General features: G+C 67.1%; 13 protein-coding genes. 5 read left to right on the forward strand and 8 right to left on the reverse strand.

All coding sequences use genetic code 11. The features are described from left to right. Positions 1–173: 173 nt before the first annotated feature. From ybeY to AC1RQK_RS37740, 5 genes are all read right to left on the reverse strand, one after another. A complete protein-coding gene (gene ybeY, locus AC1RQK_RS37720; protein WP_183034470.1) occupies positions 174–926 on the reverse strand; it encodes an rRNA maturation RNase YbeY in 753 nt (250 codons plus the stop codon). Between the two features lie 14 nt (positions 927–940). Beyond that, entirely contained in the window at positions 941–1,936 is a 996-nt protein-coding gene (locus AC1RQK_RS37725; protein ID WP_043343789.1) for a PhoH family protein, read from the reverse strand. Positions 1,937–1,976: 40 nt separating this feature from the next. After that, entirely contained in the window at positions 1,977–3,329 is a 1,353-nt protein-coding gene (gene miaB, locus AC1RQK_RS37730; protein ID WP_492373758.1) for a tRNA (N6-isopentenyl adenosine(37)-C2)-methylthiotransferase MiaB, read from the reverse strand. Between the two features lie 94 nt (positions 3,330–3,423). Further along, the gene (locus AC1RQK_RS37735; protein ID WP_492373759.1) at positions 3,424–3,804 is read right to left on the reverse strand and encodes a hypothetical protein; all 381 of its coding nucleotides are present in this window, start codon (positions 3,802–3,804) and stop codon (positions 3,424–3,426) included. Between the two features lie 137 nt (positions 3,805–3,941). After that, complete coding sequence (locus AC1RQK_RS37740) at positions 3,942–5,630, reverse strand: ClcB-like voltage-gated chloride channel protein (RefSeq protein WP_492373760.1); 1,689 nt, start codon at positions 5,628–5,630, stop codon at positions 3,942–3,944. A 307-nt stretch (positions 5,631–5,937) separates the two neighbouring features. On the opposite strand from AC1RQK_RS37740, the gene AC1RQK_RS37745 reads away from it, so the two are divergent. Both AC1RQK_RS37745 and AC1RQK_RS37750 read left to right on the forward strand, forming a co-directional pair. After that, positions 5,938–7,608: a DEAD/DEAH box helicase gene (locus AC1RQK_RS37745; RefSeq protein ID WP_492373761.1), complete on the forward strand. Its 1,671-nt coding sequence runs from the start codon at positions 5,938–5,940 to the stop codon at positions 7,606–7,608. A gap of 33 nt (positions 7,609–7,641) precedes the next feature. Further along, positions 7,642–8,703 carry a serine/threonine protein kinase gene (locus tag AC1RQK_RS37750; protein ID WP_492373762.1) on the forward strand — a complete coding sequence of 354 codons (1,062 nt, stop codon included), beginning with the start codon at positions 7,642–7,644 and terminating at the stop codon, positions 8,701–8,703. Positions 8,704–8,733: 30 nt separating this feature from the next. Here AC1RQK_RS37750 and AC1RQK_RS37755 read toward each other — a convergent pair whose 3' ends face one another. Further along, positions 8,734–9,171, reverse strand: a complete 438-nt coding sequence (locus tag AC1RQK_RS37755) for a universal stress protein (RefSeq protein ID WP_183034476.1) — start codon at positions 9,169–9,171, stop codon at positions 8,734–8,736. Positions 9,172–9,430: 259 nt separating this feature from the next. On the opposite strand from AC1RQK_RS37755, the gene AC1RQK_RS37760 reads away from it, so the two are divergent. From AC1RQK_RS37760 to AC1RQK_RS37770, 3 genes are all read left to right on the forward strand, one after another. After that, positions 9,431–9,592, forward strand: a complete 162-nt coding sequence (locus AC1RQK_RS37760) for a hypothetical protein (RefSeq protein WP_492814575.1) — start codon at positions 9,431–9,433, stop codon at positions 9,590–9,592. Positions 9,593–9,887: 295 nt separating this feature from the next. Next, positions 9,888–11,405 (forward strand): M20/M25/M40 family metallo-hydrolase, encoded by a 1,518-nt coding sequence (locus AC1RQK_RS37765; protein ID WP_492373803.1) that lies wholly within the window; start codon positions 9,888–9,890, stop codon positions 11,403–11,405. An 89-nt stretch (positions 11,406–11,494) separates the two neighbouring features. Continuing rightward, positions 11,495–11,914, forward strand: coding sequence for a carboxymuconolactone decarboxylase family protein (locus tag AC1RQK_RS37770; protein WP_492373764.1), 420 nt, complete (start codon positions 11,495–11,497; stop codon positions 11,912–11,914). Between the two features lie 293 nt (positions 11,915–12,207). Here AC1RQK_RS37770 and AC1RQK_RS37775 read toward each other — a convergent pair whose 3' ends face one another. Continuing rightward, the gene (locus AC1RQK_RS37775; protein WP_150993073.1) at positions 12,208–12,438 is read right to left on the reverse strand and encodes a hypothetical protein; all 231 of its coding nucleotides are present in this window, start codon (positions 12,436–12,438) and stop codon (positions 12,208–12,210) included. 117 nt (positions 12,439–12,555) lie between these two features. Further along, positions 12,556–13,497 carry a LysR substrate-binding domain-containing protein gene (locus AC1RQK_RS37780; RefSeq protein ID WP_492373765.1) on the reverse strand — a complete coding sequence of 314 codons (942 nt, stop codon included), beginning with the start codon at positions 13,495–13,497 and terminating at the stop codon, positions 12,556–12,558. Between the last annotated feature and the right edge of the window lie 249 nt (positions 13,498–13,746).

Here is a 13,746-nt window from a genome sequence, read left to right on the forward strand (position 1 = left end):
GCGGCCGGGACCCAAACTCGCATCGCCTTAAGGCGATACTCAGACATGGGTCCCTCGTTTCCGCTCTTTTCGCCGAAGCCCGAGGCGCCCCATACGGCCTAGGTGAACCTTGACGGCTCGCTTCGCATCGCGCTGGGGTGTTCGCCGCCTGGGGGCGGGTCACACGGCTACACCTAGTCCTTGATTTTGATGTTGCCGTCTGCCAGGTACGGATCCGGGAAGCCTAGGGCTTGCAGCGTTTCCGTCTCGATGGCTTCCATTTCTTCCGCTTCGCCATCTTCTTCGTGCTCGTAGCCCTGCGCATGCAGGACGCCGTGCACGATCAGGTGGGCGTAGTGCGCTTCAAGCGACTTTTTCTGCTCGCGGGCTTCCTGCTCCACTACCGGGCAGCACAGGACGATGTCGCCGCTGACCGGGTCGGACTCGTGCTCGGCATAGGCGAAGGTCAGCACATTGGTCGCGTAGTCCTTGCCGCGGTAGCTGCGGTTCAGGCTGCGGCCTTCTTCCTCGCCCACGAAGCGGATGGTGAGCGTCGCATCGGCGTACAGCGCGGACTTGGCCCAGGTCTGGACCTTGCGCTGGGTCGGCAGGCCGCGCTGCCCCTTGATGCCTTCGCCATATTGCAGTGCCAGTTCCAGGGATGGCGGCGTGGCGGGTGTGCCGGTGGTGGTGACCGTAGGCGTGGCGGTAACGGCGACCGACAAGGCGTCGTGGTTGTCCGGGCGCACCAGCAGGCCGGCCTGCTGGCGGTCGTCGGTGTGCTCGGCCAGCAGCGCGACGACGCCGTCGGCGGCTTGCGACAGGTCCACGGTGATGCTGCGGCCGTCAGGCAGTTGCACGCGCAGGGCGTGTGCCTGGGTCTTGCGCGCGCGGCCTTCGGCGTCGAACAGGATCAGGCTGGCGGGGGAGGAGGATTTTGCGTTCACGATTGGGCGTTTGATTAAGCGTCTCGGTGTTGAGCGTGATATTCGTCATAGGCATCGACGATGCGCGCCACCAGCGGGTGTCGCACCACGTCGGTGCTGGTAAAGCGGGTCATGGCCACGCCGCGCACTTCACGCAGCACGTGCTGGGCTTCCACCAGCCCGCTCTTCTGCCCGCGTGGCAGGTCGATCTGGGTGGTGTCGCCGGTGATGACCGCCTTGGAGCCAAAGCCGATCCGGGTCAGGAACATCTTCATCTGCTCGGGCGTGGTGTTCTGCGCCTCGTCCAGGATGATGAAGGCGTGGTTCAGCGTGCGCCCGCGCATATAGGCCAGCGGCGCGACCTCGATCATCTGGCGCTCGAACATCTTCTGCGTGCGGTCGAAGCCGAGCAGGTCGTAGAGTGCGTCGTACAGCGGCCGCAGGTAAGGATCGATCTTCTGGGCCAGGTCGCCGGGCAGGAAGCCCAGGCGTTCGCCGGCTTCCACCGCCGGTCGCGTCAGCACGATGCGCTTGACCGAGTCGCGCTCGAGCGCGTCCACGGCGCAGGCCACCGCCAGGTAGGTCTTGCCGGTGCCGGCCGGGCCGATGCCCAGAGTCAGGTCGTGCGCCAGCACGTTGCGCAGGTAGTCGCGCTGCATGGGCGTGCGCCCGTGCAGGCCCGCGCGGCGCGTGTGCAGCACGGGGGATTCGTCATCGTCGCTGCCGGTATCCGCGCTCGCGCCGTCGGGCACATAGCCGCCGTGCGCGGCGACCTGGCGCGCCTCGACCAGGCCGAGCTGCACGTCGTCGATCGACAGGGCGGTGCGGGCGTTGTTGTAGAAGCGCTCAAGGGCCGCCGCGGCGTCGCGGGCGTAGGCGCCGCGCACGGTCATGCGATGGCCGCGGCGCTGGATGGTGACGTCGAGCGCTTGCTCGATCTGGCGCAGGTTCTCGTCAAGCGGCCCGCACAGGTTCTGCAGGCGGGCGTTGTCGTCCTTGGGGGCGACGAATTCGGCTGAAGGGATTTTCATCTGGGTACGAGTGGCTGCATCGGGCTGCATCGGGCGTGGGTTACTGGCGCACGACGATTTCGCCGCGCAGCGAATGCGGGAAGGCTTCGGTGATGGCCACATCCACCATTTCGCCGACCATGCGGTCGCGCCTGGCCTGGGGCACGCCGGGCAGTGCGAAGTTCACCACGCGGTTGTTCTCGGTGCGGCCGTGCAGCTCGGTTGGATCCTTGCGTGCCGGGCCTTCCACCAGGATGCGCTGCACCGATCCGACCATGCCTTTGCTGATGCGCTGCACGTTCTCCTCGATGGTGGCCTGCAGATGCTGCAGGCGCCGCAGCTTGACCTCGTGCGGCGTGTCGTCGGCCAGGCTGGCCGCCGGCGTGCCGGGGCGCGGGCTGAAGATAAACGAGAACGAAGTGTCGTAGCCGATCTCCTCGATCATCGCCATCAGCTTGTCGAAGTCCGCCTCGGTCTCGCCGGGGAAGCCGATGATGAAGTCGGATGACAGCGACATGTCCGGGCGCAGCGCGCGCAACTTGCGGATGATGCTCTTGTATTCCAGCACGCTGTAGCCGCGCTTCATCGCCATCAGGATGCGGTCTGAAGCGTGCTGCACCGGCAGGTGCAGGTGGTTGACCAGCTTCGGGCAGCGCTCGTACATCTCGATCAGGCGCGGCGTGAACTCCTTCGGGTGGCTGGTGGTGTAGCGGATGCGCTCGATGCCGGGGATCTCGGCCACGTATTCGATCAGCAGCGCGAAGTCGGCGATCTCGCTGGTGCCGCCCATGGCGCCGCGATACGCATTGACGTTCTGGCCCAGCAACGTGACTTCGCGCACGCCTTGCTCGGCCAGCCCGGCGACTTCCGCCAGTACGTCCTCGAACGGGCGGGAGACTTCCTCGCCACGGGTGTAGGGCACCACGCAGTAGCTGCAGTACTTGGAGCAGCCTTCCATGATGGAGACAAAGGCGCTCGGGCCTTCCACGCGTGCCGGCGGCAGATGGTCGAACTTTTCGATTTCGGGAAAGGAAATGTCCACCTGCGAGTGGCCGGTCTGCTGGCGGCGGTTGATCATGTCAGGCAGGCGGTGCAGCGTCTGCGGGCCGAACACCACGTCGACATAGGGCGCACGCTTGACGATGGCGGCGCCTTCCTGGCTCGCCACGCAGCCGCCCACGCCGATCACCAGGTCCGGCTTGACGGCCTTGAGCGCCTTCAGGCGGCCCAGTTCGGAGAACACCTTCTCTTGCGCCTTCTCGCGCACGGAGCAGGTGTTAAAGAGGATGACGTCCGCTTCTTCCAGCGTGTCTGTCTTCTCCATGCCCTGGGTGGCATGGAGCATATCGACCATCTTGTCCGAGTCATACTCGTTCATCTGACAGCCGTAGGTTTTGACGAAGACTTTTTTCATGGTGCCGATCTCAGTGGTTGACCTGGGGGCATCAGGGTTTTATGGGGGCGAAAGATATCCGGGCCTCGGCGCGTCGCCGCGCCCCGGACTACGACTATTGCGCTGCTTTTTGTTCCTGCTCGGTCAGCACCCAGGCCGTCAGCAACTGGCCGTAGAGGTCGAGCTTGAACCGTACCGGCAGCTTCTGGCCGGCCACCGCCCCGATGGGCAGCAACTGGTTGTCCGTGCCGAACAGCCGCAGGCCCGGCGCCACGCCAACGGTCTTGCCGTCCAGCGTGGCCGACTGTGGCGCGCTGGGCGACTGCGCGGCGAGCACCAGCTTGGCCTTGGCCGCGTCCGCGGGGATCACGCGCAACGCTTGCTGCGCATACGCCGTTGCCGGCAGCAGCGCGGCGGGCAAAACAAGCGATGCAGCTAGCAAGGTGGCCCGGACCAAAGCGAAAAAGGCAGGGCGCGCGGCACGGTTGGCTGGCATGAAGGCTCCGGCAGAAACGGTTCGGAAAAAGAAAGCGGATAACGAAAGCGGAAAACGAAAGCGATTCGGGTCTTCTCCCCGGTGGCGCGGGCCGGGCAACCTAATATTCTACCCGGTCGCCCGCCGGCCGCGCGGCGCTAGAACAGCCCGGATGCTTCCTGCAGCACACGCTGCTTGGAGACCGTGCCCATCAGCTCGCGCCCGGCCGTATCGCGGATCAGCGGGATCCGGTTGAGCGCGTGATGGGTGAACAGCCGCAGCGCGTCGGGCAGCCGCGACTCCGGCGTCAGGGTGGGGAAATCGCGTTCGCACAGTGCCAGCAGGCCCGCGTGCGGCCGCTCGCGCAGGGCACGTTGCACCGCATGGATCGACAGCGCGCCCAGCAGGCAGCCATCCGGCCCAATCATATAAAGATAGCGCGTGCCGGTCTCGGCGAACTTGTCGCTGGCCTGCTCCAGCGTGGCCTCGGGGCCGATGACGGTGTCGGTGGCGTCGCACAGCCCGGCCAGCGTCAGCGCCCGCGCGCGCTCCGCGGCGGCGGATGCCTGGGTGCGCTCTGCCACCACGCTGTACAAGGACAAGGTCTGGCAACGCGATGCGGTGTAGTAGGCCGCCGCAGCGCCGATCATGCCCGGCAGCAGCAGCGCCGGGGCCAGCGTCATCTCGAACACCATCAGCACCGACATCAGCGGCGCCTGGCTGGTGGCGGCCAGGAAGGCGGCCATGCCAACCAGCGGCAGCAGCGGCGCGCCGCTGCCGCCTGGCACGGCGGGTGCCAGCAGTTGTCCGAGCGCCGCGCCGACGAACAGCGAAGGCGTGAACACGCCGCCCACCGCACCCGAGCCCATGCTGAGCACGGTGGCCAGCAGCTTGGCCAGCAACACCGCCGCCAGCGATACGCTCAAGGGGTGCGCCTGCAAGATCGACTGGATGGTGTAGTAGCCGTTGCCGACCACCTCGGGCACCCAGATCGCCAACACGCCCACCATCGCACCGCCCAGCGCCAGGCGCGGCACCAGGCCGCCCGGCACCCGGGCAAAGGCACCCTTGGCCAGGCTGGAGGCGCGCATGAAGAGGGCGCCGGACACGCCGGCCAGCACGCCGAGCAAGACCGCCGCCAGCAGCATGGGCGGATGCAGCAGGTCGGCGGGCACGGTCAGGCCGGGGTAGAGCGGCTGCAGGCCGCCATGTAACTGGCTGACCACCGTGCCCGCCACGGAAGCCAGGAACAGCGGCATCAGGCGCTGCACTGCCACTGCGCCGAAAACCACCTCGGCCACGAAGACCGCCGCCGATAGCGGCGTGTGGTACACCGAGGCCAGCCCGGCGGCCGCCGCGCAAGCCGTGAGCATGCGCCGCAGGTTGGTGTCGCCATCCGGCCCGCTGCCGCCGCGCGCGGACGGAAACACCGATCCGCACAGGGCCGCGAGCTGGATCATCGCGCCTTCCTTGCCCACCGAGCTGCCGGTGACGATGGAGCAGAACGAAGACAGCGCGCGCAGCAAGGTGATGCGCACCGGCAGGCGCCCGGTGCCGCTGGCAACCGCCTCCATATAGTCGGAGACGCCTGGCTGCGCGGCGTTGAGCTTGGCTGCCGCCGTCAGCAGCAAGCCCGCGATCACGCCGCCGAGCGTCGGGATCGCCACCCGCCAGATCAGGGCGAGGCCCGCGAATACCGTGACGATATCGGCATGCGTGCCAAACATCACATAGCCGCTTGCGTCCAGCGCCTCCTTGAACAGGGTGGTGACGATGGCCGCGGCAATCCCTACCGGGATGGCAGTAAAGAGGGTGACTTCCTGGTCTTCGATGAACCTGAACCGCATCGTGTCGGCATCCGGGGGCTGGGATGGGCTGGGCCGGGCTGGCGCGCGCCCGCGCGGTGCGTGGGCTCACCCAGGCAGGGGCCAGGCGGGGGATGGCCGCCATCATAGCGCAGCGGCGCGCGCGTCCCTCGGGGCGCAGCGCGCGCGTGAAAGCGCCAGGCTGGTACACTAGCGGTCTTTCCTCCTAAAGAAGCGGGGGCAGTCGCCTCGCTTCGCCGGTCGGTATTTCCGGTTTTCGGTTTTCTCACTCACGTCGCCCCCGCGATTGGCGCACCACATGCGCAAAGGGCGGCCGAAGCGTCAATTCATGTCTTTTTCCGAACTTGGCTTGTCCGACAAGCTTATGCGTGCCGTGGCCGAACAGGGCTATACCACGCCGACTCCGATTCAAGCGCAGGCGATTCCCGCCATCCTGAAAGGGGGCGACCTGCTTGCCGGCGCGCAGACCGGCACCGGCAAGACGGCCGGCTTCACGCTGCCGCTGCTGCAACTGCTGTCCGAATCCTCGGCCGGCCGCGAACCCGCGCGTGGACAGCGCCTGCCGGTGCGCGCACTGGTCCTGACCCCGACCCGCGAACTGGCGGCGCAGGTGGAAGAAAGCGTCCGTAACTACGGCAAGTACCTCAAGCTGCGCTCCATGGTGATGTTCGGCGGCGTGGGCATCAACCCGCAGATCGAACAGCTCAAGCGTGGTGTCGATATCGTGGTGGCCACGCCCGGCCGCCTGCTCGATCACCTGTCCCAGCGCACCATCGACCTGTCGCACGTGGAAATGCTCGTGCTGGACGAAGCCGACCGCATGCTCGACATGGGCTTCATCCACGACATCCGCAAGATCCTCAACGTCTTGCCGCCGAAGCGCCAGAACCTGCTGTTCTCGGCCACCTTCTCCGACGAGATCCGTGGCCTGGCCGACCGCCTGCTGGACAACCCCGCTTCCATTGAAGTGGCGCGCCGCAATACCACGGCCGAAACCGTGGCGCAACGCGTCTACCCGGTGGACCGCGAGCGCAAGCGCGAACTGCTGGCCCACCTGGTGCGCGAGAACGACTGGCACCAGGTGCTGGTGTTTACCCGCACCAAGCACGGCGCCAACCGCCTGGCCGAGCAGCTCGACAAGGACGGCCTGTCGGCATTGGCGATCCACGGCAACAAGAGCCAGTCGGCCCGCACGCGCGCGCTGACCGAGTTCAAGGCCGGCACGCTGCGCCTGCTGGTGGCGACCGATATCGCCGCGCGCGGCATCGACATCGACCAACTGCCCCACGTGGTCAACTACGACCTCCCCAACGTGCCCGAAGACTACGTGCACCGTATCGGCCGTACCGGCCGCGCCGGCGCCGAGGGCGAGGCGATCTCGCTGGTCTGCGTGGATGAAATCTCGCTGATGCGCGATATCGAGCGGCTGATCAAGCGCCAGATCGAGCAAACCATCTTGCCGGGCTTCGAGGTCGATCCGAGCATTCCGGCCGAGCCGATCCAGAAGGGCCGGCAGGCACGCGGCCAGGGCCAGGGCAACGGTGGTGGCGGCCGTGGCCGCGGCCAGGCACCCGCCGGCGGCCAGCCGCGCGGCCGTGCACCGGCAGCGGAAGCTGGCGAGCGCCAGCAACGTCCGGCACGCGCGCCGCAAGGCCGCGGCCAGGCTCCGGCCGCGGCCGATGGGCAAGGCCAGCGCCGCGCGCCGCAGGCACCGGGCCAGCGCCCGGCGCAGGGCAGCGGCCGCCCGGCTTCGGCTGGGCAAGGCAACCCGCGTAACGGTCAGGCCAACGGCAACCGCACCGGCGAGGCCAACGGCAACCGTGCCGCTGGCAATGGCAATGGCAACCGTGATCGCAATGGCGATGTCAACGGCAACCGCGCCGGTGCCAACACCCACGCCGCGCAGCCGCGCACCGGACAGGATCCGGCGGCACGCGGCCGCCGTCCGGCGCCGCAAGCCGCGCTGCTGGGCGGCCAGCGCGCCAAGCCCACGCGCTAACTCCATAACGTTCCCCAACGGCTGCCACGCGCAATGTCCAGTTCAGGGTTTGACCTTCAGGTGCCCGGCGACGGCGGCACGCCCATCGATGGCGATGGCGTGCCCTACGCCAGCCTCACGCCGGACCTGATGCTGGATGCCATGGAGGCCGCCGGGTTCGAGCCGGATGGCCGCCTGCTGGCGCTCAATAGCTATGAGAACCGGGTCTGGCAGGTGGGGATCGAAGGCAGCGCGCCGGTGGTGGTCAAGTTCTACCGCCCCGGCCGCTGGAGCGACGCCGCCATCCTGGAAGAGCATGCTTTCGTGCGGCAACTGGCCGACGCCGAGATTCCGGCGGTGCCGGCCATCGCGCGCGACGGCGCCACGCTGCTGGCGCATGCGGGTTTTCGCTTCGCGGTGTTTCCCCGCTGCGGGGGGCGCGAACCGGAGCTGGATCGTGCCGATACGCTGACCTGGCTTGGCCGTTTCATCGGCCGCATCCATGCGCTCGGCGCCACGCATCCTTACCAGGCACGCCCCACCATCGACGTGGACACCTTCGGGGTGGCCCCGCGCGACTGGCTGCTGGCGCAAGACTGTATTCCCCTGGAACTGCGCCCGGCTTGGCAGGCGGTTGCCGACCTCGCCGTGGATGGCGCTCGCCGCTGCTTCGAGCGCGCGGGCGATGTCGCGCAGTTGCGCCTGCATGGCGATTGCCATCGCGGCAATGTGCTGTGGATCGAGGAGTCGCATGCGGGTTCGCGCCCACCCGGGCCGCACTTTGTCGATTTCGACGATAGCCGCATGGGGCCGGCGGTGCAGGATCTGTGGATGCTGCTGGAAGGCGACCGCGCCGCCCAGCAGGGCCAGATGGCCGACATCCTGGCCGGCTATGAGGATTTCGCGGAATTCCAGCCGCGTGAGCTTTACCTGATCGAGGCGCTGCGCACGCTGCGCCTGCTGCATTACAGCGCCTGGCTGGCCAGCCGCTGGCGCGATCCGGCCTTTCCGGCGGCATTCCCGTGGTTTGGGACTGCCCGCTACTGGCAGGACCGCATCCTCGAGCTGCGCGAGCAGGTCGCGCTGATGGACGAGCCGCCGCTCTGGCCGGTCTGACCCGGCGCCGGCCAGCCCAGGCCGGCTGCCTTACTTCTTGCCCGGGGCCTTGACCAGGACGACCGGGCACGGGGCGTGCGCCAGCACCCGTCCCGCCACCGAACCAATCACCGCATCGAAGAACGAGCCGCGGCCGTGCGTGCCCATGACGATGCCGCGTGCGTCCACGCTGGCGGCGTAGGCGACGATGCGCTCCGGCGCAAAGCCGTGCAGCGCATGTTGCTCGAAGGCGATGCCCGCGGCGCCGAGGATGTCGGCCACGGACTGCATGGCCTTACCGCTTTCTTCCTGATGCCAGGCGTCGATGGTTTCCTTGCTGACGAAGGCGCGTACCTGTCCGGTGACATCGGGCGTCACATGGACCACATGCACGGTAAAGCCGCTTTGCAGCAGTTTGCCTTCGGCGATAAAGCGAGCGGCTGCGTCGGAAAAGGGCGAACCGTCGGTGGCGAGCACGATGTTGGTCATGGCGGCTATCTCCTGTAGTGGCTGTGATCGTTGTCGGCATGGCGGCCCCCGCCGGGTGGCTCGGGGGCGGTCACTACTGTCATCATGGCACCCTGCGGGCAACCTTGCCTGGATCCAGATCAAGTCCGGGCGCAATCGCCGGCACCTTCCATGAGCCTTCCAATTTCCCGTTTTGACGGTTTTTTTGCACCGTGCCGTGGCATCTCAGCGCCTTTTTGATGCGGGGAAATCTACGCTGCAGATAGGACAACTCTGTCGGATGTTCCGGCTTGCCGCCATGTGGATCTACTATCGGTTGGCGATCGGCGCGCTGGCCATGCTCGCGCTGATCCTGCTTTTTGCCATGGAATTCGGGCTGGCCAGTGCCATTGCGCGCCGCGAGGAGGGCTTTTCCCGGTCGCCCGATGAGCAGGGTCCCTGAAGGTGCCTGCGCGCTGCCGGGCCCGATGAAGGCGCGCCGCCAGGGGCGCCGTGCGTGGACAAGTTGCATGTAGCGGTTCAGACTGCCGGGTGCGGGCCGCGCGGCTGTCTCGCGGCCCGCCCGTCGTATCCGTCGCCATGCACTTTCCTATCCAACAAGAGCCATGAGACTACGTTCCCTTGCCCGCGCGCCTGGCAGCGCGCCGCATTGCGCCCCCCTGCATACCCATTCCCATACCTTCCAGTCCCCCTTGCGCAGCGCTGTCCGCGCGACCGTGTGCAGCGCCCTCGGCGCCATGCTGCTGGCCGCTGGCGCGCACGCCGCCACGCTCGACGGCGTGCAGCTGCAGCAGCACGCCGATCAGGCCGCGGCGCGCAGTTACCGCGAATGGGTCGAGTTGCTGGCGCTGCCCAACGACGCCACCGTGCCGGCGGATATCCAGAAGAACGCGGACTGGCTGGTCAAGGCCTTCGCCCGGCGTGGCTTCCAGGCGCGCGAGCTGCCCAATAACGGCAAGCCGATGGTCTACGCCGAATACCCCGCCAGCACGCAGCAAAGCGCTGGCCCGCGTAAGACCGTGCTGTTCTACATGCATTTCGACGGCCAGTCGGTAACGCCGTCGCAATGGGCGCAGCCCAGCCCGTGGGAGGCTACGCTCAAGGCGCGCAGCGCCGATGGCAAGTGGGAAACGCTGCCGCTGGACAAACTCTACGCCGGCCAGGTCGATCCCGAATGGCGCGTGTTCGGGCGTTCGTCGTCCGACGACAAGGGCCCCATCGTGATGTTCCTGGCCGCCATGGATGCGCTCAAGGCCGCCGGGGTGGACCCGGCGGTCGATATCAAGGTGCTGCTGGATTCCGAGGAGGAGAAGGGCTCGCCGTCGCTGGGCAAGGTGATCGCGGACAACCTGGCGCTGCTGCGCAATGACGGCATGGTGATCTTCGATGGCCCCATGCACCAGAGCAACCAGCCCACGCTGATCTTCGGCAACCGCGGCGTGCTGCTGGTGCAGCTCAAGGTATTCGGCGCCAGCCAGGGCCTGCACAGCGGCCACTACGGCAACTATGCCGCCAACCCCGCGCAGCGGCTGGCAAACCTGCTCGCCACCATGAAGGACGACGACGGCCGCGTCACCATTGCCGGTTACTACAAGCCGGTAAAGATCGATGAACGCGCGCGCCGCATCATGGCCGCCGTGCCAGACGACGAGGCCGCGCTGCGCCGCCGCCTGGGCATCGCGCGCGCCGAGCGCGTTGGCGCCAACTACCAGGAGGCCATGCAGTACCCCACGCTGAACGTGCGCGGCATGGCCGCCGGCGACGTGGGCGAGAAGGCCCGCACCATCATTCCGGAAGTGGCGGTGGCCGAAATCGATATCCGCACCGTGCCGGAGACCAGCCCGCAATCCCTGTTCGGCCTCGTCAGGCAGCACGTGGAAAAACAGGGCTACCACCTGGTCAAGGGCGAGCCTACCGACGACGACCGCGCGCGCTATCCCAAGCTTGCTTCGGTCACCGCGGGCGAGGTCTCGGCCTCCAGCTCCGCCGCGCGCACGGACCTGTCGGCGCCGATCAGCCGGTGGCTCACTCAGGCTATGCAACAGTCCTACGGCAAAGCGCCGGTGCAGATCCGAATGATGGGTGGCACCGTGCCGACCGGCGCGGCGGTGCAGGCGCTGCAGGCGCCGTTCGTGATCGTGCCGCTGGTCAATGCGGACAATAACCAGCACAGCTACGACGAGAACATGCGGTTGGGCAATTACCGCGATGGCATCCGTACCGTGATGGGCATCCTGCAGACACCGTTCAAGTAAGGGGCAACGCCGTAGGCCGCAGGCGCCGCGTATCCGCCAGGACGCGGCGTGCCTGCCCAATGACCCATGCAATCACAGGAGATAGCAAGATGACGCAAGCCAGGCAAGATCCCGCCGCCTACGCGCAAACGCCGGCCTTCGAAGCCGGCCGGCAGGTACGTTCGGAAGTCATGGGAGAACAACACGTGCAGCGCGCGTTCGACGCCGCGCAACAGCAGGGCGATGTCGGCCTGCAGCAACTGGTGACGGAGTTCGCCTGGGGCACGGTGTGGACGCGTGACGGCCTGGACCGCAAGCAGCGCAGCCTGGCCACGGTATCGATGCTGATCGCGCTCAACCGGCCGCAGGAACTGACCGGCCATCTGCGCGGCGCCCTGGCCAATGGCGTGACGCCGCTGGAATTGCGTGAACTGGTGGTGCACAGCGCGGTGTACTGTGGCTTTCCGGCGGCGCTGGACGCCGGGCGCAAGCTGGCCGAAGTGCTGGAGGCTGCCAACGTGAAGGGCTAAGTGGGCGGTAGCAGGCGGGAGCAGGCTTGTGGCAGATGCACGGTGCGGATTCAACCGGAATCATGCCAAATGCGCGGCGCTTGCCTTGCAAGCGCTTAACCGCCCAGGCGCGCAAGCGTGTCAGTCCTAACGCTGCAGCGCCTGCGCGGCGAAGCTCACGAGGTAGCCGCTGCCCAGGCAGGCGGCGATCCATCCGGCGAGGATCAGGGCGGTGTCTTTGACGGTCATGATGCGTTCCTGCTGTCTGTGCAGTCTGTGCTGTCTGTGCTTTCCGTGCAGCGCTTGCTTGATGCTCACACGGAGAAACCGAACGGATAGTCGTGCTTGACCGTGCGGGCGCCGTCGCTGAACGCGTCGACCTTGCGCGCGCCATCGGTATAGGCGTCGGCCGAGCGGTGCACGTAGCCGTAGTTGTCGCCGGCGTGGGTGCCGCGAGCGTCCGCGGCAAAGGCGGAGTTCAGGGAGAGCAGGGCGGTGCCGGCGATGGCGGCAGCGAGGAACAGGCGGGCGGTGGTAATTCTCATGATCTATCTGCCTTGTTGAAATTGGGAGAACATGTTCCGTCTCCATGTGACAAAGGATAGATCTGGTACGGGATCGATAAGGGTCCCTGTATCGTATTCGATATTCAAATTTTCTGATTAAACGTCCTGTGCAAGCCCCGGGGCCCGCCCCGAGGCCTGCCGCGCGGCAAAATCCTGCGCCGCCGCCAGCAGCCAGGTCCGCAGGCGCGACATCGCATCGCTCATTGGCCGCGAGTCCGGCGCCACCAGGTAGTAGGCGCGCTGCGAGCGCATGGCCTGCGCCACCGGCATCACCAGCAGGCCCAGCGCCAGGTACTCCTCCACCAGGAAGCGCGGCACCAGGCCCACGCCCAGCTTGGCGCGGGCGGCGCTGATCACCATGCTGTGGTGGTCATAGCGCGTGCCGCGCATGGCGTTGACGTCGCCCACACCGGCCGCCTCCATCCAGTTCTTCCAGTCCAGCCGGCGCGTCGACAGGTGCAGCAAGGGCGCCTGCGCGATGCGCTGGGCGCTGACCGGCCCTTCGCCGGCAAACAGCTCAGGATGGCAGATCGGCACCGATTCTTCATCGAACAGCGGGTCGGCGCGGCCGCCCGGATAGTTGGCTTCGCCGTAGTGGATGGCAGCGTCGTACGGCGTGCCGTCGAACAGGAACACATCCGCTTGCGCGCTGAAGTTGACCACCACCTGTGGATGCTGCGCGTAGAACGCCGGCAAGCGGGGGATCAGCCATTCCACGGCCAGGGTCGGCACGCAGGCCAGTTCCACGATACCGCCCGCGCCCTCGTGCGCCATGATGTCCAGCGTGTCGCGCTGCAGCTTTTGCAGGCTTTCCCGTACCTGGTAGCCGTAGAGCGATCCGGCCGGCGTCAGGCTGACACGCTGGTTGGCGCGGTGGAACAGCGCCACGCCGAGCTGGCTTTCCAGTGTGGCGATCTGGCGCGAGACGGCGCTCTCGCTCAGGCAGAGTTCCGCCGCGGCCCGGCGCAGGTTCTGGTGTCGGGCGGCGGCTTCGAAGGCGCGCAGGCTGCTGAGGCTGGGAATGCGGGAGGCGCTCATGGGGCGAGTGGCAGGGGGCGGTTGACTTGGGCATCTCACTGGCACCCCAGTTTGATGCATGAAAGTCATCATCCTATGCGTAAATCTCGCTTGATGTAAAAAAGTTGATGACTAAAAATGCCGAACTCCCGGAATGTTGCCTATAGGCCTTCCGGCGTTCCCCGCCCCCCAAGAGACCAGAGACGGGACATCACAACCAATAAGGAAACGAGGAGACCGGCATGAATCGACTGCTTCGCATCATCGGCC

Source organism: Cupriavidus sp. GW822-FHT02D05, assembly GCF_058802485.1.